Source organism: Phycisphaera sp., assembly GCA_025916675.1.
Classification (GTDB): domain Bacteria; phylum Planctomycetota; class Phycisphaerae; order Phycisphaerales; family UBA1924; genus JAHCJI01.
The window spans coordinates 798,288-821,625 of sequence record CP098402.1 but is presented as its reverse complement, the minus strand read 5'-3'; the positions used below and the strand labels follow the sequence as shown (position 1 = coordinate 821,625).

Genomic DNA, 23,338 nt, shown 5'->3' with positions numbered 1-23,338 from the left:
TACCGATTGGAGCCGACACATGGATAGCACGCCGAGCCAGCCCGCCGAAGCCGCGACCAAGCCTCAAAAATCCCTCGGGGGCTTGATCACCACGGCGGCCATCGTTGTGGTGGCAGGCCTGCTCATGGCGCGCATGCTGATAGGCGGTGGCACCGCACCGGCACCCGAGTTCATGCCCGTCACTACCGACCTGGCCTCAATCTCGTTCGAGGGCGACAAGCCCATCGTTGCCGTTGTCACCGCCGACTGGTGCCGCCCGTGCCAGCAACTCAAACGCAACGCGCTCAGCGACCAGCGCGTGCGGGATCTTCTGGCAAGCAAGGCCCAGCCGGTGATGATCGACGGCACCAGCTACGAGGCCTCAAGGCCGACCCTCGAACAATTGCGCGTCCGTGTGTTCCCGAGCACGATTGTCGTGCGCGATGGCCAGCCCATCGCGATGCTCGAGGGAGCCGCCGATGCCGACAAGTATCTGGCCTGGCTCGAAGCACAGCTCTAACTTTCAGGTCTCGAGGCCAGCCTCAATCGCCGCAAGCCGATCGGACCAGGGCGGCCCACCGAGCCTGGCATCGACCGCCTTGAGCTTCAGCAGCTGCGCCCGGATGTTGGCCTTGAGCAGGGCGGCGGCCTCCTCGCCTTGGGTCGACTCGCGCCGCCGCCGTTCGGCATCGAGCAACTCCAGGAACCGCACGCGAACGTGCCAATAGCCATCCCCGTCGGCCTGCGGGCTCACGACCTCGGAAGCGGCGTGATACGCCACGAACGCCCGGTCGGCTTCGCCGAGAACATCGAGCGCCCTGGCCCGCAGGACGAGCGCGTCCTTACCTGACATGCCCCGCAACGCGTCGATGGCCTCTCGCGCGTGCTCCCTCGAGTCCCGAGCAACCAGGATCCGCGCGACACGCACACCCAGCGCGCGGGCGTTGAGTTCGGTCGCCGACGGATTCGTCTTGATGAAGGCCAGAGCCCGCCTGAGTACGGCGAGCGAAGCAGGATCATCGTCCTCTGCTCGTGCAACCAACAGCGCATGGGCCGCCCCCGCCAAGGCCGTCGCGTCGTCCCGGGTCGCGGCATCAGGGCTCCGCATCGCAGCCTCGGCAAGGTCCAAAGCTCCGGCCCAGTCTTCGCCGGCCCCGATCAGCATCGCCGCCAAACCCAGCCGCCAGCGGTCGGCGTGGGCATGCCCCGGCACACGCTGGAGTGCCGCCTCGAGCAGGTCGCGGCGTTGCTGCCCTTCGATGCCCTCGCCCACCGTACCCAGCGAGAGCGTCGCCGCTTGGGGCAGCAGCCCCGCCAAGTCAACTCCCTGCGCTTCGGTCAACTGCCACACCAGGAGGACCGCTCGCTTTCGCTGGCCATCCGCCTCGATCGCATCGGCGCGCGTTTCAGCCGTGGCGAAGTGCAAGCGGGCCAGCAGCTCCATCGCAGGCGCACGCTCTGGCGGCTCGGTCCAAGGCTCACCAGCCTCACGTGCGCCACGCTGCTCTGCCGCGAATCGATCGAGCAGCGTGTCGAGCACGACCACAGCCCGAGCGTCGAGCGGCCGCCGATCCTGCGCCACCAACGCCAGTGCCGTGCGCAACACGACTTCGGGCGCGACCCCTTGCCAATCGTCATAGCTCTGGGCGATCGACGCTAACCGATCATCCGCGAGCGAAGCCCATTGCTCGGGGCTGCCCCCCAGATCGCGCCGATCTCCCAACGCCATGAGCGTGCGCGCCGCGGATTCGAGCCGACCGCCCTCGGCGAGCACCCGGGCCCGCGCCTCCGTAGCGAGCAGGAGCAAGGCCGGGTCGCCCAGACCCTGCTCATCGATGAACGGTGCGTGGTCAGCGGCATCGGCCATCACCTTCGCTCTCGCATCCACACCATCGGCCAGCCGCCCACGGAGTAGCACCGCCTCGGCCAGCGTGAGGGACCCGGCTTCCATCGGCGCGTCGGCAATCACGCCATCCAACAACACCAGGGCCCGCTGGCGGTTCTCTGGTCCGCCCAGCCCGACGTGCGCTACAGCCAGGGCGTTATCGCGGATGACGCGGGCCGTGCCCGATCCCACACGCAAGCCGTCGAGCAAGTCGATCGCCTTCCGTGGATCGGCGACCCCACCGCGACCGGCAACCTGAAGCGCCATCGCGCGGCCCATCAGCAGCGGCCGACGGACGCCCTGCTCGGTCTCGGCTAGTCGCCGGTTGAGCGTGCGATCACCCTCGGCGAGTTCACCGCCGGCTTCGAGAATGCGTCGGTGTTGCTCGAATCTGGTCTCGATCAGTGTGCCCGCCGTGTCGGCCATGAGATACGCCTCTTCGGCGGCCGCCAGGGCCTCGGCGCGCTCCCACCGGTCGAGCAAGCCCACGATCAGCCGCACATCGGCCATCTTCAGGGTCAATCTGGTCAGTGTGTCGGCGGATTGATCCAAGAGCCAGATCGGCCGGTACGCGTCGGCGGGGTAGGCAGCCATGAGTTCGACGCGGGCCGCGATCGCACGATCGAGCGCTTCCAAGCGATCACTCACCGGGACCCGCGAAGCGTTCGCTCGGTCCGAAGCCCGTTGCACTCGTTCTAAGAGTTCGGCTCGATCCTGCGCCAGCGCGCCCGTTGCGAGAACGACGACAACAGCCACGATCACGAATTTCATCATCGCCTACGCAACTCCGACTCGGGCAACAATCGGTACGAGCCGGCGCCACCACCGTGCACCTCGGCGATGGCCTGCATCACGCCGCTCGGATCTTCTTCGAGGAACTGCACGCACTTGACCTGCACCGCACGAGCGGGCGGTCCGAAGATGCTCTTGCGCACCGGGTTGGCCCGTTCGAGTTCTGCCAGGATCGCCTCGCGACCCGGGCCCCAGTCGCCCGCGGTCTCTCGGCCATCGGTCCGCCGGATGCTTCGCGAGAGCAGGAACACCACCTCGGGCTCGCGATCGAGCGCCGACAGCAGGCCATCGAGCGGATTGCTCGCCCCACGGGCCTGCGCCTCATCGAGCCAGGCAAAGAACTCCGCCTTGCTCGCTGGCGTCGCCGATCGCATCCCTTGGTCGGGGAACGGCCGCACGCCGGCCGATGCGTCCGCCTCGCCGGCACGCCGGCCAAAGAGCACGACGGCAAACTTCTGATCGGCAGCCAGAGCCGAAACCGACCGCCGGAGTTCGTCGAGAACGAACGGCAGGCTCGTGATCATCGCCCCGCTGGCATCGACCGCGTAGACCACGCTCCGAGCCCGCTTGGCGCGAACACCCGCGAAGCTGGCACCATCGAGCGTCGGCGTCATGCCAGTGGTACTCAGGTTCGACATCCCCCCCACCGCCGGCCCACGTTCGAGCAGGGGCGCCGACCCCTTGCCGGCCCCGCGTGGAACGACCGCTCCACGGGGGGCGTCCACGGTTGCCGAGTTTACGCGTGCGATCGCTCCGGTCAGCCCCGCTGACGCTTGCGCGGCGATCGCGGCGGCATCCTCGGGCGTTGTTGGCACTTCGGATGCCTCGGCCTGGACGCTCGGGGCCTCGAAGCTGGCCGTTTCACTCGGCCCCGCGCCGAGGTCGAGGCTCACGACCGAACCCACGCCGTGCCGAGCAACGCCGCTGAGCGCTAGAGCAAGCAGCACGATGAGCACCACGTGCACGGCCACCGAGATCAGGATCGAATACACCGGCCGGCCGCGAGCCGAACCCGTTTCGATCGAAATCCTGGGCATGCGTCGCCAGATGACACGCCACGCTCGCCTCGTTCGATTGTGCTTCTCGAGCGTCCGAACCGAATCCCCGGACGCGCGCTGCGCACCCGAGTGCTTCCGTCGGGGCCCCGGGCCATACCAGTTCCGCATGATGAAATGGTACGCTGAGGGGAAATAGGCAACCGCTCGCCTGAACGCGAATTCAAGTCGGTGATTTCCCGATCCAGAACCGCAAGGCGCCCTTCCTATCCTTCCGGCATGCCCCAGACCGGAACGATCCCTCTCACGCTTGCCCACTCCCCGGATGCCGATGACATGGCCATGTGGTGGCCTCTGACGGGGTTCCTCTCGCCCGCCGGCGAGCAACTGCGCCCGCCCGCGATCGACACCGGCCGCTTCGCTTTTACGCCCAAGCCCGAGGACGTGGAACAACTCAATAAGACCGCGCGGTCCCAACCCCTGGACATCACGGCGATCTCCGCCGCCGCGTGGCCGGCCCTCAGCGACCTCTACGCCATCACCGATTGCGGGGCCTCGTTTGGCGAGGGCTACGGCCCCAAGCTGGTTGCCAGGCAGGACGCGCCGCTCCACTGCGACGGCTGCGTGCGCAGCCAGAAGCCCGACATCGCCATCCCCGGTGCCAACACCACCGCCGCGCTGGTGCTCAAGCTCGTGCTCGGCCAATCGCGCGATGCCATCACACTCGTCGAGATGCCGTTCCAACAGATCGCCCCGGCCGTGCTCGACGGCCGCGTCGGCGCGGGCGTGCTCATCCACGAGGCCCAGCTCACGTTCGCCGAGATGGGGCTCAAGCAGGTTGTCGACTTCGGCCAATGGTGGCACCGCAAGACCGCCCAACCCTTGCCGCTCGGCCTGAATGTCATCCGCATCGGCCTGGAAACCGAGCACGGCGATGGCACGGTCGGAGAGATCAGCCGCTTGCTGAGCGCGTCGGTCGCCCACGCGCGCGCCAACCCCGAAGACACCCGCGCCTACCTCCAACTCCACAGCACCGCCCGGCCGGAATGGAACAACGCCGACCTGCTCGATCGCTACCTGGGCATGTACGTCAGCGACATGACGGCAAGCATGGGCGAGACCGGACGCGAGGCCCTCGCGAGGCTGTATGCCGAAGCGTCTGGGGCGGGGTTGCTTGGCGAGCCGGTGGAGCCGGTTGTGGTCTGAGGATTTCGGTACCCACAAACAGCGAGCGCCCCTACGCCCCCTTCTGCCTCAACGGGAATCGGATTACCGCACGTGACGGCATCGGCGGGTGCTCGACCACGAGCCGCAGGCAATAGAAGTCCTCGGACGCCCAACCGGCCCGCTCGAACGCCAGCTTCATCATCGGGGCGTACTGATCGACCAGCGGCGTCGCGAGGTTTCCGCCCCGGCCAAGGTTGATCAATCGCTCGTTTACCGGAAGCTTGGCTTGCTCCGGGAACGCGGCCGTGCCCAGCCAGGGGCCGCCGTACACCGCCGCGTCGGCTGCTAGTGCTTCGCGCAGGTCCTTGTGGACGAACAGGTCGAACAGCAGCGTCTCGACGGGCATGCCCACCGCCGCCGCGAGCGAGCCGGTCTCGCCGGGCGTTTTGGTATACCGCGGAACAAAATTGCGGTGCCCAAACCCGAAGTAGCAACTGAATTCGCCGGTCTTGCCAACGGGCCCATCGCCCACTTCGTAGACGAGCCCGTCGCCCTCCTTCTTGGCATGGATTTCGGGCATCGGGCCGCGGCTGAAAGACGAGAGCATCCCCTCGTGCGAGCCGTCCTCGTCCTCGATCGGGAACTGCCCCGACTCGCCGCTCACCAGATATCGACCCAGCCGGAACACCGGCCATCGCGGAACGGGTCGGAAGCGCCGCACCTGGTGCAAGCCGGCGATCTGCACCGCGTCGAGCTTGTCGGGATCGGTCGCGCTCGGCGCGATAAACTGGGCCGTCACACGCACCTTGGCGAGCATGCCCCACAACCCCGCGTTGCCCCGGTACGCCAGCTTGCGGCTCTTCTCCAAGCCGTTGCTGCCCATGCTGTCGAGCATGAGCTCCATGGTCGCACGATCGCCACCGTGGATCTCGACCATCGAGTCAACCTCGGCGATCGCGCTGCGAACACGCTCGATGGCGTACTCGCTGGCACCAGCCTTGGCCATCGCATCGAGCGCGAGATCGAGTCCGGCCATCCCCGGCAACAGGGGCAGCGCCTCGAACGCGTCTTCCGCTTGCATCACCCGCGAGAGCTTCCACGTCAGGTTCTTATTGAGTTCGAGCTTCCGCGACACGTCCTGAGGCTTGTCCGGGTCGGCACCGACCTGGACGTACATGTCTAATAACGCTCCACGCAGCTCGCGCACCGTCTCGCGGCAGTGCTCCTGGAACGTCATCTGGGTGGTCGTGGTCAAACCTGATTCCTTCGGGTTCGCATTTCGATAGGTAATTGCCGGGTTTCGCGGCTGCTCACAACGCAATCGTAGTCGAAATCCGCCAGATTGGCAACATTTTTCCGAGATTTTCCCCGAAGAAACTTGCGAAGCATGATGGCTCGTGGTATAACCCTTCGAAGACGTATCGAACTTCGGGGTCCGGAGGCCCCCACCGCCCAGGAGCGAGAACGCCCGGGCTTACCCATGAGAGCGAGCCGCGAATCCGGCTCGGGAGCAACAAAGATGCAAAACCGAACGATCACGGCCGCTGCCGCCCTGTTGTCCATCGCCGGTCTGGCGAGCGCCCAAGAGTTCTTCACCATCCCCGTGGGCCAGGGGCTAGCCGACGACGTCAGCAACACGGGTGTCGTCAGCGGCTCGAGCGGCTTCGGCGATCAGTACTGGATGTGGACTGCCGACGGCGGGGCCATGCAGATCGGCGGCGTGAGCCCTGGCAGCGGCGTGGGTGGCCAAGGCAAGATCTCCAGCGATGGCCTCTTCATTAGCGGCAGCACCTACAACGCAACGGAAGACTGGCACGAGTTGTCGCGCTACGACGTGGCCACTGGCGAGTGGACCGGCTTCGGCCCGATCCCCGACATTGGCACCCAGATCGACGCCGAAGTCTCAGGCGGCTGGGCGATCTCCGGTGACGGCCAGCATGTGGTGGGCCTTGGCTGGACCATCCTGGGCACCGCCGACGCCCACGCGATCCAATGGACAGAGGGCGTTGGCATCATCGACCTTGGCAGCGCCGCCGTGGGCGACTCTTCTCGAGCAAACGGCGTCAACTTTGATGGCACCGTCGTCGTCGGCTGGCAGGACGGCGCCGGCCGTCAGGGCTCGGCCTGGGTCGACGGCGTGCAGGAACTGATCTTCACCGACACCGGCGCCTCCTCGCAGGAGGCCTTCGACGTGTCCGACGACGGCGTGTGGGTCTCGGGCATGGGCGTGGGCAACCCCGTCGTCCCCGGCAACGCCTACCGGTACAACACCTCGACCGACACCTACGAGGTTCTGCCCCAACTCGCCACCGGTGCCGCTCGCTTCATGGCTGGCGCGGCGATTAGCGGCGACGGCACCATGGTCGGCGGCGGTACTTGGGGCTTTGGCCCGGCCACCTTCGGCAACGCGTTCATCTGGCAAGAGGGTGTCGGCACCATGCGTATGGACGACTTCCTCGATAGCAAGGGCATCACCTACCCCGATGGATACGTGTTTGCTTTTATCAGTGCCATCTCGTCCGACGGCCAGTGGATCGCCGGTTGGGGCAACGACGGGTCGCCCGCCACTACTCAGACCTGGGTGGTGAATTTGGGCGACGACACCTGCGCCGCCGACATCGACGGTGACGGCGAACTCACTCTCTTCGACTTCCTGGCCTTCCAGAACCTGTTCGACGCCGGCGACTTGGCCGCCGACTTCGACGGCGACGGCAGCCTCACCCTCTTCGACTTCCTGGCCTTCCAGAACGCCTTCGATGCCGGCTGCGCCTAAGCCGATCGGTTTCGGCAGCAACTCCACGTATCGCGACTCCCCAAGCAACGCAGGAGAGAACACATGAACAAGCTGATTCTGATGAGCGTGCTCGCAGCCGCCGGCACCGCCGCCCAGGCCGACCCGATCAACGTCACCTTCACCGGCGAGGTCGTCTCCAACCGCATCACCGATGGCGATCTGGCGGGGGTCTCCCCCGGCGACACCACCATTGTGACCTTCCAGGTCGATTCGGACGACTTCTTCGACGTCCTTCCGGGTGACCTGCGCAACTACCCGGTCAACGAAGATTCGTTCCTTCTGGACTTCGACGGCATCAGCACCACGATGGTGCCGGGCACCGAGGCCTTCTTCACGCTGGTCGACGGATTCCCCGTCTCGGACGGCTTCATCCTCTCCACATCTCGCACGTCGCCCGGCGGCGTGCCGCTCGAGACCACCCCGTTCCAGCTCGGTTGCGACCTGGGCTACGAGGGCAGCACGCTCGACTCGCTTGAGATCCTCGACGCCCTGGGCCTCTACGAGTTTGCCGGCCTGACCCGCTTCAACTTCACCATCTGGAGCATCTTCCCCGACAACGTCGCCATGGAGATCGACTTTGTCTCGATGGAGATCGCCAGCGACGTGTGCGCCGCCGACATCGACGGCGACGGCGAACTCACCCTCTTCGACTTCCTGGCCTTCCAGAACCTGTTCGACGCCGGAGACCTGGCCGCCGACTTCGACGGCGACGGCAGCCTCACCCTCTTCGACTTCCTGGCCTTCCAGAACGCCTTCGACGCCGGCTGCGAGTAAGCCAACTCCAAATCGCCCCCCTCTCTCTCGACGATGAAGCTCGTCGGATCACCGGCCCCGCCGCGGCAACACACGCGGTCGGGGCCGGTTTTTTGCGCTCCGGCCCCATACGCTCCTTGCTCGTCCAATCCACCGGAGGCCGATCTGTGCCCAACGACGCCGACCACACCCCCGCCCCTCCCGCCGCCCTCCTGGTCGTGGGCAACACGCGTGCCCGAACCGCCAGCTTCGCCGATGGCGCGGTCCACCACTCCTCATCGCACGACGCCACCGACTCGGCGTCCATCGCCGAGGCCCTTGCCCCCTTCTTCGATGACCACCACGGCGCACCATTGCTGATCGCCAGCGTCAACCAACCTGCCGCCAGAGCGGCGGCCCGGGCACTGGACGGCCGCGTCGAGCAGGTCGCCTTCGCCGGCACCGACCTCGCCATCCCGCTGCGCACGACCGTCACCCAACCCCAGCGTGTGGGCATCGACCGCCTGCTGTGCTGCCTGGCCGCATTCAAGATGGCCGAGCAGGCCTGCATCGTGATCGACGCCGGCACGGCGATCACGGTCGACTTCGTGGACGGCGAGGGCACCCACCACGGCGGCGCGATCGCGCCGGGCGTCGGTGCCATGCTCGCCGGACTGCACGCGGCCGCCCCCGCGCTTCCCGCGCTCTCGTCCACCCAGGCGTTCGCGTTCACCCAGCCTGAGGACCAGCCCTGGGGTGAGGACACCGAGCCCGCCATGGCCCTTGGTGCCAAGGCGTCGGCCGTCGGCCTTGTCCACACCCTCGTCGATCGCTTCGCCCTGGCATACGGCGGCTACCCGCGAGTCATCGCCACCGGCGGAGACGCGCTGCCGCTCTTCGAGAACGACGAGATCATCGAGCATGTCGTGCCCGACCTCCAACTCGCCGGGCTCGCGCGGGCGTACGAGGAACTCATCGCTACTGAAGAATCCTGATCCGCTTGGCCAGCGGCCCGCCGGTGTCGACGTGATCCTGGATGGCCTTTCGGAGCCGATCGTGCGCAGTCTGGCGCGCTCGACCGGCGGTCACCGGCCCCTTTTCACCCACGACATTCCAGCTCAAGAACTTCACCGCGGTCAGATGATGGTTGTTCAGGCGTGGCTCGGGCCACGCCAGGTGGTATGGAACAGCCCACTTGGCCTTGTCGGCCCCCGTCGTGACACGCACGACGACCTGGCCGTCTTCGAGCACGCCCGGGGCCGATATGCCGCTCCGGCCATCGAGGGCCATCAGCATCCCGCGGAGCGCCGCGATGCGTTCGGCGACCCCATCGTGATCGAGAGCCAGGCTGAGTATCCAGGCGTCGTCGAACGTGTAGCCCGCTTGGTAGTCGGCCACCCGCAAATCCTCCGTTGATCACACGATTGCCTTGTCAGTGGACGGTGTGCTTCTTTCGATAAATCACGCCCATCGGCGCGTGAGCATCCTCGACAAGTTCCCAGTCGGCGTGCGTCAGGCTTTCCCACCAGTCCACCCATTGGGCCGCGGTGGTCTGGCTGACATCATTACCGGTCACCCGATCGAGAACGTACATCAGGCGTCGTTCCTCTGCCGGGTTGAGCTTGTCCGCCTGATCGCCCTGAGTGTCCAGCTTGTCGATGATCTCCTGGAGATCCAGCGTCGAACGGTACTTCCGCAGCCGGCCCTCGACCGCGAACGCGCCGATCGCGCTCATCAAGTTCTCGCTCGCCTGCGTGACCGCGTCGATGTCGCTCTTGCCCGTGGGGGAGCTGAGCAGCTTCATCAGCGTCTCGGACCGATCGAGCACGAGCTTGGGGACCTGGGCATCGGCGCGCATGAGCGTCACGAGCACATAAGGCACGGGCACGTTCGTTCTCGCCCCATCCACGACCGATGCGCAGCACGCGACGCCCTCGCACGCCTCCCCCGAACACGCTTCCCCAGACGTGCCCACGCTCGAATCCAATTCAACATCGTGCATCAGCCGATCGGTCTGGCGGTCGAGATAGAGCCTTGGTGTCCAGAAGCTCGAATCCGCGCCACGACCACGCCCCACGACGATCCACGGCCCGGCGACCAAGGGGCCGAGCGTGGCTCCGCCGGCGTTGTTGCGGTGCCGCGAGCCATAGAACTGGATCTGGTAATCCAGCAGCATCTTGTTGCGCTGGTTACTCAGGATCAGGCCGGCCGCGTCGATCGCGGTCGTCACGATCGGAACCGCGGGATGGGGGATCATGCCGCCAATCTGCGCGCTGATGTTGCCGACCTTCTCCATGATCGCGCCCGTGCGCCGATTGCGTTCGGCCTTAACGTCGAGCACACGGATCCGAAAGTACGGGGCCGTCCGCTCGTCCCACTGCGGATCGGCGTAGACCAGCAGGTTGTTGAAGTTGAGCATCTGCCCGGCCGGCACGTCGCGCTGGTAGAAGGCCACGAGCGTGGTCGTTCCGCGGGCGTTGGACGTGTGGATGTCCAGCACCACAGCGATATCGCGTGTGCCCGAGTAGGCGTCCTCGGGCAGGCGGACCCCCTGCAGCACGACCGAGACGGGATCGTTCGGATTGATGACATCCTCGCGGCGCAGCCCCTTGTCGGTCCGGACCTCGTACAGGTGCTCGAGGTCGACGTGGAGCTGCTCGTACTGGGCATCGCCTTCGAGGCGGTCGAGGAAGAACACCTTGTTCTCGCTGTACGTCTTGGGCGTGTTGGCCGGGTAGCCCGTCAGATCGGGTGGGGCCGAGCAGCCCGAGATCATCATGCCCAATATTGGGGAGGCAACAACTACCCAGAAAGCAAGAGATCCGCACGAGTACTTGAGCATCTGATTCCCCTCAGATTCGCTTCCTTGTCCGGTGTATCCACAAACTCCCAGAGCCTTTGAATCGTCGCAATCGCTCAGAGCCATCCACCTAATTGGCAAGCCCTGCCCGTCGCCCTCACCGGCCCCGCTGCTCCCAGCTCCACTCTAGCGAGTCGTCCAGCGGTTCTACCCGCATGGCGGCCCGCAGCCGCTCGAACAGCGCGGCCATCGCCCGCTGCTGGGCGTCGAGGCTCAAGCGTTCGACCAGTTCGGCTCGCGCCATCTCGAAATCCAGCCCGCCACCCGAACGCTCGCCCACAACCAACGCCACCGCGAAGCCCTCGTCGAGCGCCACGACCGGCGTCAACATCCCCACCCCGGTCTCGAACACGGCCTCGCGGAATGCGTCCGGGTAGGTCGCGTCGAAACGCCCCACCGGGTCGAGCAGGCCGCCACGCGCCGCCGACACGTCGCTGCTCTGCTCGGTCGCCAGGATCATGAACCGCGCCTCGCCCGTCGCGCGAGACTGCGCCAACGCCGCGGCCACCTCGGCCCGGAGCCGCGCCACATCCCGTTCGCTGGCCATCACGATCACGCGCACCTCGCGTCGGGCGCCGTGCATGACCTCGTACAAGCGGACGATCTCCGCCTCGCCCGGCTCTTGCACGCTGGCCGCGGTCAGCTTCCGCGCCAGGGCATTGCGACGCAGCAGCCCATCGAACCATTCCGGCCCCCACCCCCGCCGGGCGCGGGCCTCCGCCACGACGCGCCCGCGTTGCTGCCGATCGGTCAGGCCCGTGCCGATGAGCGCCCGCTCGACGATCTCCCGCTCTGCCCTCAGGTCGGCCTCGGTCACGCGCAGGCCCCGACGATCCGCCTCGCGCCCCACCGCTCGGTCGAGCGCGATCGCCTCCAGCGCGGCCGCCCCAACACGCTCGGCCAGCAGGGGCCACAGGTCGTCACGTGTCACCAGCGTGCCGTCCACCAGGGCCGCCCTTGAAGACAGGGTGCCGCCCCTCGGGCGAGCGCCGGTTTCGGGCGTGTTCGAGCCGCCCGAGCATCCAATAGCGAACAAGATGCTGACAATGAGCCCAATCTGGCGCAAATAACGACCGGACGACGACAAAAGAGGGGCAGAAGACAGAAAAATTGCTTGCGGCATTCCGAATTGATCGGGTACACTGAGAAAACGTCAAGGACAGGCTCGGATATTTTCGCGGTTCAGATCAACCGTTCGCCGGGTCGTAGGGGGTTCTTGCTCCGAGGTCACACGCCTCGACAAACGCCCATGGATCGATGGGCTATCCAGGAAGGATGGACGACATGATGCCAACCTCAAGGCTCCGCCGGCTGGGCGACCGCCCCGGCTTCACCCTCATCGAGCTCTTGGTGGTGATCGCGATCATCGCCCTGCTCATCAGCGTGCTGCTGCCCGCCCTGGGAGAAGCCCGCAAGTCCGCCCGCTTGGCGATCGGAATGGGCAACATGAAGCAGTTTGGCTTCGCTACTGGCACCTACTCGGCCGACTACCAAGATCGGCAATGGGGCTTTACCTGGAACGATCAGGCAGACTCCGCGCAATCAGAATATCCCGACCTCCGCGCCGGTGGCGGCCCGATGCAGCAAGCCGCTGATCAAGCGATCGACATCCTGCGGCGTCGGGCAACACGTGATGACATGCCCCGCGTGACAGGTTGGATCCCGTACGTGTACTACAGCCACTTGGTCGTGAACGACTATTTGGCGCAGAAGCTGCCCGAGAAGATGGTGGTGTCACCGGCCGACCGCGACCGGTTGAACTGGCAGGAGGATCCGGCGGACTTGTTTGACACAAACTACTGGTTCCCGCGCCAGCCCACCGCCACCGCACGCAACAAGCGTTGGCCCTACAGCTCAAGCTACCAACTCGTGCCCGCTGGGTACGACCGCACGGCCATCGCCTCAGATCGTGTACGTCAGGGCGGCACTCACTACTCGTACGGCAGCACTGGTGGCACGAGGCTCGGCGATGTGCGGCTGACGGACGTCGATCACCCCTCCCAGAAGGTGCAAATGCATGATGCCGAAGGACGGCATTTCGGCAAGAAGCCCGTCTGGCTGGGTTATGACAATTGCCGGCAGCCTGTACAAGCGTACGACGGCTCTTGTGTCGTCCGCCTGAGCCAAGACTACAACTTGGGCTGGCTTCCCTACCAACCCACGAGCGCCCAATTCACGCGAATCAGTTACCAGCCGCGTGCGTGGGAGGCCCCCACCTTCACTGGTGCCAGTACCGACATCACCCCTGGCAAGATCCGGTGGACCCGCGGTGGTATCAAGGGCATCGACTTCGGCGGTACCGAGGTCGACACCGGCCAGCCGTTCTGATCTCCCCGAACAGCTCCGCATGACCACAGAACCCGCATGGACAATGCGGGTTTTTACTTATTGCCTGTAAAAATTGACTGGACATTGCCGGAACTTTCGTGTAATCTATCACCGTCGGGCAACGCTCCCGATACGGCAGCGTGCCACTTAGTCGCTGTTGCGTGCATCTGCTAAGCCGTCCAAGGCCCAATAGGGGAGTTTCAAAACATGAAGACTCGAAGCACCATTGCCACGGTCGGCATCAGCCGGCGCCTGCGTGGCTTCACCCTCATCGAGCTGCTGGTGGTGATCGCGATCATCGCTCTGCTCATTAGCGTGCTGCTGCCCGCCCTGGGCGAGGCCCGCAAGACCGCCCGCCTGGCCATCGACCTGGGCAACCTCAAGCAGTTCGGGTTCGCCATGGGCACGTATTCGGCCGACTATCAGGACCGCATCTACGCGTTCACGTGGAACAACGATGACGACATCCGCCGCAGCCAGCAGTCCGACGAGGGCGGCCTGTCAGGTGGCACGCCGCTCGAAGCATCCGCGGCTCAGGCGACCGACATCATCCGGTTCCGGGCTAACCGACCCGACTTCAGCCAACCGAGGAGTTGGATCCCCAACGTTCTGTACACGCACCTGGTCGTGAACGACTACTTGGCCCAGAAGCTGCCCGAGAAGATGGTCGTCTCGCCGATGGACCGCTACCGCCTCAACTGGCAGCAGGACCCCCAGAATCTCTTTGACACCAACTACTGGTTCCCATTCCAAGAGGCCGCCTCCGAGAGCAACAAGCGCTGGCCGTACAGCTCGAGCTACCAGGTCGTCCCCGCGTCGTACGACGCCGGACTTGTGGGACAACGCATCGAGCAGAGCACGAGCAGTCACCGCTCGTACCGCGTGCTGGGCGGCAAGATCGGCGGCCTGCGCATCACCGCCGTCGATGCCCCGGCTCAGAAGGTGTTCATGAGCGACAGCAACGATCGGTACAGCAAGCTGGAGTTGTTCTACGCGTTCCCCGACGCGAAGTGCACCATCTTGATGTTTGACCTCTCGGCCAGCCAGCGCGTCACCGACGACTCCAACCTCGGTTGGAGGCCAAACTCCCCGACAACCGCTCAAACGATGCGGTTCCAGTTCGACGCCACGAGGTCGCTATGGGAGCCACAAGCTCGTAGCCCGTCGGTCGTCGACGGCTACTACCGCTGGACCCGCGGCGGACTGAAGGGTGTCGATTACGGCGGCACCGAAGTTGATACCGGCCAGCCCTTCTAAGAGGCCCCCCGATTTCTGAACAGTCGCACGCCCGCACCTCCCGGTGCAGGGCGTGCTTTTTTTGGTATTTGTTTGATTCTCGAACGAAAAATTTACTGGAATCGCTTTGAGTTTTCGTGTAAGCTGCTCCGATGCCGCAAAAATACCGGCCTGCTCGATCGGTGTTTACTAGGAATTGCGGCTCGATGCGTTCACATCCAAGGACTTGTTTTAGGGGAACACCATGAAGACTCGAACCGCCGTCGCGACGGCAGGCTTCCGTCAGCGATTGCCAGGCTTCACCCTCATCGAACTGCTGGTGGTGATTGCGATCATCGCGTTGCTCATCAGCGTGCTGCTGCCCGCCCTTGGGGAAGCTCGCAAGACCGCCCGCCTTGCCATCGATTTAGGCAACCTCAAGCAGTTCGGGTTCGCCATGGGCACGTACTCGGCCGACTACCAGGATCGCATCTTCGCGTTCACCTGGAACGACAATGACGATGTCCGCCGCAACGAGCAAGGAGACGGGGGCGATCTGCGGGGCGGCACACCACTCGAAGCGACCGCGGCCCAAGCGACCGACATCATCCGCTACCGCGCGAATCGACCCGACTTCAACCAGCCTAGCGGCTGGATCCCGAACGTGTTGTACACGCACCTCGTGGTGAACGACTACCTCGCCCAGCAGTTGCCCGAGAAGATGGTCGTCTCTCCCATGGATCGCTACCGCCTCAACTGGCAGCAGGACCCAGAGAACCTGTTCGACACCAACTACTGGTTCCCGTTCCAGGAACCCGCCAGTGGCTCGAACAAGCGGTGGCCTTACAGTTCGAGCTACCAAGTCGTCCCAGCGTCCTACGACGCCGGCCGGAGCCCACAGGAGCGCATCGGCCAGGGTGCAACACACCGCACCTACGCTGTGCCAGGCTCCTCCGCATCCATCGGCGAACTGAGGATCACCGCCGTCGACGCGCCGGCCCAGAAGGTGTTCATGAGCGACGCCGTCGACCGCTACACCAAGACTCCCCTGTACTACGCCTTCCCCGATGCGAAGGTCACGATGCTGATGTACGACCTCTCAGGCAACCAGCGCGTGACCGACGACTCCAACGAGGGTTGGAACCCGCGCATCTCCGAGACGTCCTCGACGCCCACGACATTCACGTTTGTCGGCGGATCGCAATGGGAGCCCCAGGCACGATCGGGGTCGGTCGTGACCGGCTATTACCGCTGGACCCGTGGCGGGCTCCGGGGTGTCGACTATGGCGGCACCGAGATTGATACGGGTCAATTGCCGTAAACGGCCAGAAAGCCTGATCTCGATAGCCCGAATTTCATGTTGCCCGTATGACCTTCATACGGGTTTTCTTGTATATCTGCTTTAAATTTGAGTATTATCCCGGTGTTCTGAACCCGACAAGAAACTTGTTCTTCACAAATGGCGAGTTTTCGGGTATTCTGGGTGAAATTGCTTCACGGTCGGGCCACCTGCCATTCGGTGATTCACCGGCCGGGCCAGATATCCGCGGGACAGTCCGAGACGGACAAAAGGGGACAACCATGAAGACGCGTTCTGTTGTCGACGTAACCGGTCGTGGCCGTGGGCTGCGTGCATTCACCCTCATCGAGCTGCTGGTGGTGATCGCGATTATCGCCCTGCTCATCAGCGTGCTGCTGCCCGCATTGGGCGAGGCTCGCAAGACCGCCCGCTTGGCCATCGACCTGGGTAATCTCAAGCAGTTCGGCTTCGCCATGGGCACATACTCGGCCGACTACCAGGATCGCATCTACGCGTTCACGTGGAACGATCAGGACGACATCCGTCGGAACGAGCAGGGCGACGGCGGCGATCTGCGAGGCGGCACGCCGATCGAAGCGACAGCGGCCCAGGCGACCGACATCATCCGCCACCGCGCGACTCGGCCCGACTTCGACCAGCCGAGGAGTTGGATCCCCAACGTGCTGTACACGCACCTGGTCGTGAACGACTATCTGGCCCAGAAGCTGCCCGAAAAGATGGTGGTCTCACCTATGGATCGCTACCGCCTCAACTGGCAGCAGGATCCTCAGGAATTGTTCGACAGCAACTACTGGTTCCCATTCCAAGAGCCGGCTAGTGGCTCGAACAAGCGTTGGCCCTACAGCTCGAGCTATCAGGTCGTGCCAGCGTCCTACGACGCATCGCTCGAGGGCAGCCGCATCTCGCAAGCCACGCACCGGGGGTACTTCGTTCCCGGCACGGTGAAGTTGGGTGAACTGAGGATCACGGCCGTCGACGCTCCGGCCCAGAAGGTCTTCATGCACGACAACGTCGATCGCTACACCAAGACCCCGCTGTACCACGCCTTCCCCGATGCCAAGCCCACCATCCTGATGTTCGATCTGTCGGCCAACCAGCGCGTGACCGACGACTCGAACGAGGGGTGGATGCCAAATTCACCCAGGTCTGCCCAGCCGACAACGTACAGGTTTGTCGGTGGTTCGCAGTGGGAACCCCAGGCCCGGGCCGACTCGCTGGTGACGGGCTATTACCGCTGGACCCGCGGCGGCCTTAAGGGCATCGACTTTGGCGGCACCGAGATCGATACCGGCCAGCCGTTCTGAGGCCCGCGAAGGGTTGACATTCTGATTTGATGAATAAATCGCCGGCCGGTGTGGGAACACACCGGCCGGATTTTTGGTTGTCGTATATGGCAATTCGTTCCGCGACCGCACCAGGTGTTACCAGGAAGTTGCTCGTGCGGATCCGCCAGCCAGCGGCTGGCGAACATGAATCGTCCGAGGCAGGCCGTCGACCAACGCTCGATGGACGCCGGGAAGTCTGTTTGACATCTAATTGTTTGCTATCGACCTGAGCGCACGTTCGGTTCGCTATCCAAGGAGCCCCACGGGGCGGCAACGGAGAACACCATGAATCAGATACTCAATCGAATGGCCAGCGGGCGCAGGACTCGCTCCGCCCGGTCGGGCTTTACATTGATCGAGTTGCTGGTGGTCATCGCGATCATCGCGTTGCTCATCAGCGTTCTGCTGCCCGCTTTGGGCGAGGCACGCAAGACGGCGCGACTCGCGATCGACCTCGGCAATCTCAAGCAATTTGGTTTCGCGCTGGGTACGTATTCGGCTGATTACCAGGATCGTATCTACTCGTTCACCTGGAACGACCAGCAGGACGTGGCCCAGTTCCGCCAGAGCAAGGAGGGTGGTGCCCTGAGCGGTGCCGACGCCACGGACGCCGCGGCCGCCCAGGCGACCGACATCATCCGCTTCCGGGCCAACCGCCCAGAGTTCAACCAGCCCTCGAACTGGATTCCCAACGTGCTCTACACCCACCTTGTGGTGAACGACTACCTGGCCCAGAAGCTGCCCGAGAAGATGGTCGTCTCGCCCATGGATCGCTACCGCCTGAATTGGCAGCAGGATCCCAGGGAACTGTTCGACAGCAACTACTGGTTCCCCTTCCAGGAGCCCGCGACGAATGAGAACATTCGTTGGCCGTACAGTTCGAGCTACCAAGCGGTCCCCGCGTCGTACGACGCTGGCCGGAACGAGTCCGAGCGGATGTACCAGAATCCCAGCAGCCACCGCTCGTACCGCATCCCCGGCAACGCGACCATTGGTGGCCTGCGCATCACGTCGGTTGATGCCCCGGCCCAGAAGGTGTTCATGCACGACAGCAACGATCGCTACAGCAAGTTGGAGCTGTTCTACGCCTTCCCGGACGCCAAGATCACGATGCTCATGTTCGATCTGTCCGCCGGCCAGCGTGTGACAGACGACTCCAACCTCGGTTGGGATCCACGCTTCCCCCGCGAAGATCGGGCTATGCGGTTCGTGTTCGACGCCTCGGCCTCGCAGTGGGAGCCACAGGCCCGCAGCCCGGCCCCGGTCGACGGCTACTACCGCTGGACACGTGGCGGCTTGCGTGGCGTCGATTACGGCGGCACCGAGATCAACACCGGCCAGTTGGGCCGCTAGGCCTGGCGTCTCGCCCTCAAACCAACCTCTCGGCCCGGCCCAGTGCCGGGCCGTTTTCATTGGTGACGCGCTATTGTTCGGGTGATGCCAGCGCGGGCCCTTGGCGGGCTCGCGAGCGTTCAGGAGGTATGCCCGGTGCGAGTGCTTATTGCCGACAAATTCGAGGATTCCGGGGTCCAGGCCCTGAAGGCCGCCGGATGCGAGGTTGTGGTTGACCCGGGGCTTGGCCCCGACACGCTGCCCGAGGCCCTGGCCACGCACGGGCCGGAGATCCTGATTGTGCGATCGACCAAGGTGCCCGCGGCGGTCATCGAGGGCCAGGGCTCGCTCAAGGGCATCATCCGGGCTGGCGCGGGGCACGACAACGTCGACTCTGCGGCGGCCAGCGGCAAGGGCGTGGCGGTGTGCAACTGCCCGGGCATGAACGCCGTGGCAGTGGCCGAACTGGCCATGGGCCACATCATCAACTGCGACCGCCGCCTGCCCGCCCAGGACGCCGAGATCCGGACCGGGCAGTGGAATAAGAAGGAATACGCCAAGGCGAGGGGGCTCAAGGGTCTGTCGCTGCTGCTGGTGGGCATGGGCGCCATCGGGCGTGAGGTCGCCACGCGGGCCAACGCCTTTGGTATAGACGTGGTCGGCTGGTCTCGCAGTCTGACGCCGCAGAGCGCCGAGCAGATGGGCGTGCGTTTTGGTGGCAGCAGCCAGGACGACCTGAGGAAGCTGCTGGGCGACGCCGACGTAGTGAGCGTCCACGTTGCGGCCACGCCCGAGACCAAGGGCATGTGCGACGCGTCGTTCTTTGGCGCGATGAAGGATGGGGCGTACTTCATCAACACCGCGCGCGGCACGCTGGTGGACGAGGCGGCCCTGCTCGACGCGATCAAGACCAAGGGCCTGCGCGCCGGCACCGACGTGTACCAGAACCAGCCCGGAACGCCCAACGAGGCGTTCGAGACCTCGCTGGCCGGCAACCCGAGCGTGTGTTGTTCGCACCACTGCGGGGCCTCGACCGACCAGGCCCAGCAGGCCGTGGCCCAGGAGACGGTGCGGATCGTGACCGAGTACCAGAAGACCGGCCAGTTCATCAACATGGTCAACGCGCTCCAGCCCGCCTGACAGCACACCCAACACAGAACCAACACCCAGATGGATCGCAAGAGGAGGCTCATACGATGACGGCATCGGCAACGCAAGGCACGCTCACGGGTTCGGAGAACACGCGCGGCACGCACAACTTCTCGGCCGGCCCGGCGGCACTGCCCGAGGCCGTGATCCGGCGTGTGCAGCAGGACATCTGGGACATCGACGGTAGCGGCATCGGCATCATGGAGCACAGCCACCGGGGGCCCGTGGTCGATGGTGTGTGGGAGCGCACCGAGGCGGCCTGCCGCAAGCTGGCGAACATTCCCGATGATTACGTGGTCATGTACGTACAGGGCGGCGCGTCGACGCAGTTCTCGATGGTCCCGGGCAACTACCTGCCCGACGGCGGCACGGCCGACTACATCAATACCGGCGCATGGTCGAAGAAGGCCATCAAGGAGGCCAAGCTGTACGGCAACGTCAACGTCGCCGCCAGCAGCGAGGACAGCAACTTCGACCACATCCCCACCGACATCAAGAACTCCGACAAGCCGGCTTACCTGCACTTTACCAGCAACAACACGATCTTCGGTACCGAGTTCAGCGCCGAACCCAGGTGCCCCGATGGCTCGTTCCTGGTGTGCGACGCGTCGAGCGACATCTTCAGCAAGCCGATCGACGTGAGCAAGTACGGCATCATCTATGCCGGCGCTCAGAAGAACCTGGGCCCCAGCGGCGTGGTGCTGGTCATCATGCGTAAGGACATCGCCGAGCGCTGCGAGCGCACGCTGCCCAGCATGGGCATGTACAAGACCCACGCCGAGAACGACAGCCGCTACAACACGCCTCCCGTGTTCGGCGTGTACGTCATGGGCGTGGTGTTCGAGTGGATCCTGGAGAACGGCGGCCTGCAGGGCATGGCCGTGCGGAATGCCGCGAAGGCCCAGGCGATCTACGACGTGCTGGACGCGGGCTTTTACAAGCCCCACGCCAAGACCGGCAGCCGCTCGATGATGAACATCACGTTCAACTGCCCGAGCGACGACCTGAACAAGAAGTTCTTGAGCGAGGCCCAGACCAACCGCTTCGACGGGCTCAAGGGCCACCGCTCGGTGGGCGGCATCCGCGCGAGCATCTACAACGCGTTCCCGGCCTCGGGCTGCCAGGCGCTGGCCCAGTTCATGCAAGACTTCGCGCAGAAGAACGGCTGAGCCCAGGCACTTTGAGGCGATCCAAGGCCGCCTCGATGGCCTCATCCGCCGCGATCGCGCGCATCATGCTCGCATTCGCGGCGTTCTTGTGCGCACTAGCGTGGGCGGGAGACTCGTGCTGGAGCACGTCGCCCGCACGCTGGTAGGGGCCGACCAGGCTGGTGAGCGTCGGCCCGAACAGGGCGACCAGGGGCCGATCGAAGCCCACGGCCATGTGCAGGACGGCCGAATCGTTGGCGACGACCAAGGCCGAGCGCTGAATGATCGCCATGAGCTCGCCGATGCCGGTCTGGCCGACCAAGTCGATGACCCGGGGGTTGTGGTAGCTCAGGGCGCGGGTGCGCTCGCACTGGGCTTGCTCGCCCGGGCCGCCGACGATGGCCAGTGTGGCATCGGTCTCGTTGAGCAATGCGAGGGCGAGTTGCGCGAAGCGGTCGTCGGGCCACTGCTTGGCCGGCCAGCGGCTTGTGGGCGCGAGCACGATGATCGGGGCCCCGCCAGCGATCGTCAGCGATCTCTCCGCCTTGGCCCGCGCTTCGGCTGTCGTATACAGCCGCATGTCCGGGGCAGCGATCGACTCGGTGGCACCGAACGTATCGACGGCCGCCTGGGCGAGGGCCAGCATGCGGTCGACCGCGTGCATGTCGTGGGTCGCCGGCACCCGGCGGGTGTAGGCCAGGGGGGCCAGCTCCCGGGCATCGGCAGCACCAAGGCGAATCGTGGCCATCGTGGCAAGGGTCATCAGGCCGCTCCGCATGAGGCCCTGGCAGTCGATCACGAGGTCGTAGCGGCGATGGCGGAGCCGGTTGCCCCACTTCACGGCGGCCAGCAGCTTGTCTGGGCGCGCCAGGGGCGAGAGCTCCCGCCGGGGGAAAGGAACGATCTCGCTGAGGGCCGGATGGGCGGCCACGGCGTCGGCAAAGGCGTCTTGGACCAGCCAGTCGATCCTCGCGTGGGGCCAGCGGGCCCGCAGGGCGGCCAGCACCGGCACGCTGCGGCAGACGTCCCCCAGGGCGCTGGGGCGGATGATGAGGATGCGCTGCGGCTCGCTGGCTTGGGGCTCCACGGGGCAGTGTATCGGCGGCGGGCCGGTGAGTGGTCACCACAGGGGCTCTATGCTGTGGGCATGAAGCGAATGGCATTGCTGGCGTTGCTCCCAATCCTCACGCTCATGGCGAGTTCAACGCTGGGGCAGGACGCCCCGACGACCGAACCAACGACCGAACAACCGCTCGCACCCTCCCCGCTGGCCGGGCTCATCGTGCACGGGGACCACGAACTGCCCGGGGCCGAGCCTGCCCGCTTCCGCACGGCGCTGGCGGGGCTGGACGCGTTCGGGTCGTTCAACGATGGCGAGAGCATCGCAGCCGTCGTGCGCGTCATGCTCGAAGCGTGCTCCGCACCGGGCACAACAATCGCCTTGCTGGACATCGAAGACGGCGCGCCGGTTGTCGCCGTTGCCACGCCGGGCGCACTGGGCGAGAGCGACGGCCAGACCGGCAACGTCCGCTGGTGGGCCGGCTTCGGCTACACCTACATGCTCTACCAGCGCGATGACGAACCCGTACTTGGAGCCCCAGCGATCGCCGAGGCCTTGACGGCGGTGGCCACTACGTTCGAGTCCCACAGTGGCGAAGGGAGCGACGGGCTGGAGCTCATGCTCGACCTCGAGAACCTCCGCCGCGCCTGGCCGCAGTCGCTCGCCGATGGCCCGGCCCGCCGCGTCGTCTCAGTCACCGGGCTGGCCAACGCGCGCAAGGTCCATGTGCATGTGCCCGAATCGGGCCCAGTGCGGCTGGCGTACTCGAGCCGGGCGTTGGTTCCCGAGGACGTCTCCACCCGCACCGGCCCAGCGCCCGCGGCTGGCGGCGAGGTTGGCGTGCGCTGGCCCGCGGTGTTCGACGCCGGGCTGCGGGCCTACGCGGTCGCGCTCGAAGACGGGCCCCGCGAAGCGTTCGCTAAAAAGTTCCAGGAGTGGATGAGCGTCAACGGCGGGCGGCTGCGCGGGATCATCCAAGCCGTCGAGATCGCGATGGATTGGTCGGTTTCGCGCACCGAGGGCGATGGGCTCCGCGTCGAGGTGAGCACCCCGGTGCGTCAGGGCATCGAGACGGTCCGGCTCATCGAAGCCGTCAAGGCCACGCTTGCCAACTCAGGGTTCGAGGTCGAGGGCCAGCGTGGCGTGCTGGCGCTGCCCGCGGGTGTCGCGTCGGCCGTTGGCGGGGGCACGCTGGCGTTCGAGGTCGACGATTCGGTCGACCGGGGCGTCGTGAAGATCACGATCGAGTAGAACCG

At 65.4% G+C, this 23,338-nt stretch carries 20 protein-coding genes; 13 read left to right on the top strand and 7 right to left on the bottom strand.

What is annotated here, in order from left to right; translation table 11 throughout:
- Positions 1 to 19 precede the first annotated feature (19 nt).
- Positions 20 to 499, top strand: coding sequence for a thioredoxin family protein (locus tag NCW75_03595; protein ID UYV13374.1), 480 nt, complete (start codon positions 20 to 22; stop codon positions 497 to 499).
- Between the two features lie 3 nt (positions 500 to 502).
- Here NCW75_03595 and NCW75_03590 read toward each other — a convergent pair whose 3' ends face one another.
- Together NCW75_03590 and NCW75_03585 are read right to left on the bottom strand one after the other, a co-directional pair.
- Positions 503 to 2,638, bottom strand: a complete 2,136-nt coding sequence (locus NCW75_03590) for a hypothetical protein (GenBank protein ID UYV13373.1) — start codon at positions 2,636 to 2,638, stop codon at positions 503 to 505.
- The gene (locus NCW75_03585; protein UYV13372.1) at positions 2,635 to 3,693 is read right to left on the bottom strand and encodes a hypothetical protein; all 1,059 of its coding nucleotides are present in this window, start codon (positions 3,691 to 3,693) and stop codon (positions 2,635 to 2,637) included. Before NCW75_03585 ends, NCW75_03590 begins: the two co-directional genes overlap by 4 nt.
- A 237-nt stretch (positions 3,694 to 3,930) precedes the next feature.
- Here NCW75_03585 and NCW75_03580 point away from each other — a divergent pair, with 237 nt between their 5' ends.
- A complete protein-coding gene (locus NCW75_03580; protein UYV13371.1) occupies positions 3,931 to 4,857 on the top strand; it encodes an ABC transporter substrate-binding protein in 927 nt (308 codons plus the stop codon).
- A 31-nt stretch (positions 4,858 to 4,888) separates the two neighbouring features.
- Here the strand turns inward: NCW75_03580 and NCW75_03575 are convergent, their stop codons facing one another.
- Positions 4,889 to 6,073 carry a hypothetical protein gene (locus NCW75_03575; protein UYV13370.1) on the bottom strand — a complete coding sequence of 395 codons (1,185 nt, stop codon included), beginning with the start codon at positions 6,071 to 6,073 and terminating at the stop codon, positions 4,889 to 4,891.
- Positions 6,074 to 6,337: 264 nt separating this feature from the next.
- Here NCW75_03575 and NCW75_03570 point away from each other — a divergent pair, with 264 nt between their 5' ends.
- The 3 genes from NCW75_03570 (at position 6,338) to NCW75_03560 (ending at position 9,339) form a co-directional block, all read left to right on the top strand.
- Complete coding sequence (locus NCW75_03570; GenBank protein UYV13369.1) at positions 6,338 to 7,591, top strand: hypothetical protein; 1,254 nt, start codon at positions 6,338 to 6,340, stop codon at positions 7,589 to 7,591.
- Between the two features lie 63 nt (positions 7,592 to 7,654).
- Positions 7,655 to 8,386 (top strand): hypothetical protein, encoded by a 732-nt coding sequence (locus NCW75_03565; GenBank protein ID UYV13368.1) that lies wholly within the window; start codon positions 7,655 to 7,657, stop codon positions 8,384 to 8,386.
- A 146-nt stretch (positions 8,387 to 8,532) separates the two neighbouring features.
- Positions 8,533 to 9,339: a type III pantothenate kinase gene (locus NCW75_03560; protein UYV13367.1), complete on the top strand. Its 807-nt coding sequence runs from the start codon at positions 8,533 to 8,535 to the stop codon at positions 9,337 to 9,339.
- On the opposite strand, the gene NCW75_03555 is transcribed toward NCW75_03560, so the two are convergent.
- The 3 genes from NCW75_03555 to NCW75_03545 all read right to left on the bottom strand — a co-directional run bounded on the left by NCW75_03555 (position 9,323) and on the right by NCW75_03545 (position 12,270).
- Positions 9,323 to 9,742: a hypothetical protein gene (locus NCW75_03555; GenBank protein UYV13366.1), complete on the bottom strand. Its 420-nt coding sequence runs from the start codon at positions 9,740 to 9,742 to the stop codon at positions 9,323 to 9,325. The genes NCW75_03560 and NCW75_03555 overlap by 17 nt on opposite strands.
- 34 nt (positions 9,743 to 9,776) lie before the next feature.
- A complete protein-coding gene (locus NCW75_03550) occupies positions 9,777 to 11,123 on the bottom strand; it encodes a hypothetical protein (protein UYV13365.1) in 1,347 nt (448 codons plus the stop codon).
- 178 nt (positions 11,124 to 11,301) lie between these two features.
- The gene (locus NCW75_03545; GenBank protein UYV13364.1) at positions 11,302 to 12,270 is read right to left on the bottom strand and encodes a peptidylprolyl isomerase; all 969 of its coding nucleotides are present in this window, start codon (positions 12,268 to 12,270) and stop codon (positions 11,302 to 11,304) included.
- A gap of 218 nt (positions 12,271 to 12,488) precedes the next feature.
- Between NCW75_03545 and NCW75_03540 the strand changes: the two genes are divergently transcribed.
- The 7 genes from NCW75_03540 to serC all read left to right on the top strand — a co-directional run bounded on the left by NCW75_03540 (position 12,489) and on the right by serC (position 21,043).
- A complete protein-coding gene (locus NCW75_03540) occupies positions 12,489 to 13,532 on the top strand; it encodes a type II secretion system GspH family protein (GenBank protein ID UYV13363.1) in 1,044 nt (347 codons plus the stop codon).
- A 207-nt stretch (positions 13,533 to 13,739) separates the two neighbouring features.
- Complete coding sequence (locus tag NCW75_03535) at positions 13,740 to 14,789, top strand: prepilin-type N-terminal cleavage/methylation domain-containing protein (GenBank protein UYV13362.1); 1,050 nt, start codon at positions 13,740 to 13,742, stop codon at positions 14,787 to 14,789.
- Between the two features lie 223 nt (positions 14,790 to 15,012).
- Entirely contained in the window at positions 15,013 to 16,068 is a 1,056-nt protein-coding gene (locus tag NCW75_03530) for a type II secretion system GspH family protein (protein ID UYV13361.1), read from the top strand.
- 260 nt (positions 16,069 to 16,328) lie between these two features.
- The gene (locus tag NCW75_03525; protein UYV13360.1) at positions 16,329 to 17,372 is read left to right on the top strand and encodes a prepilin-type N-terminal cleavage/methylation domain-containing protein; all 1,044 of its coding nucleotides are present in this window, start codon (positions 16,329 to 16,331) and stop codon (positions 17,370 to 17,372) included.
- Between the two features lie 306 nt (positions 17,373 to 17,678).
- Positions 17,679 to 18,746, top strand: coding sequence for a type II secretion system GspH family protein (locus NCW75_03520; GenBank protein ID UYV13359.1), 1,068 nt, complete (start codon positions 17,679 to 17,681; stop codon positions 18,744 to 18,746).
- Positions 18,747 to 18,830: 84 nt separating this feature from the next.
- Positions 18,831 to 19,865 (top strand): NAD(P)-binding domain-containing protein, encoded by a 1,035-nt coding sequence (locus tag NCW75_03515; protein UYV13358.1) that lies wholly within the window; start codon positions 18,831 to 18,833, stop codon positions 19,863 to 19,865.
- A 56-nt stretch (positions 19,866 to 19,921) separates the two neighbouring features.
- Positions 19,922 to 21,043, top strand: coding sequence for a phosphoserine transaminase (serC, locus tag NCW75_03510; GenBank protein UYV13357.1), 1,122 nt, complete (start codon positions 19,922 to 19,924; stop codon positions 21,041 to 21,043).
- Here serC and NCW75_03505 read toward each other — a convergent pair.
- On the bottom strand, positions 21,012 to 22,109 hold the full coding sequence (locus NCW75_03505; GenBank protein ID UYV13356.1) for a glycosyltransferase family 9 protein: 1,098 nt from the start codon (positions 22,107 to 22,109) through the stop codon (positions 21,012 to 21,014). The genes serC and NCW75_03505 overlap by 32 nt on opposite strands.
- 60 nt (positions 22,110 to 22,169) lie before the next feature.
- On the opposite strand from NCW75_03505, the gene NCW75_03500 reads away from it, so the two are divergent.
- Positions 22,170 to 23,333, top strand: coding sequence for a hypothetical protein (locus NCW75_03500; GenBank protein ID UYV13355.1), 1,164 nt, complete (start codon positions 22,170 to 22,172; stop codon positions 23,331 to 23,333).
- The last annotated feature ends 5 nt before the right edge of the window (positions 23,334 to 23,338 follow it).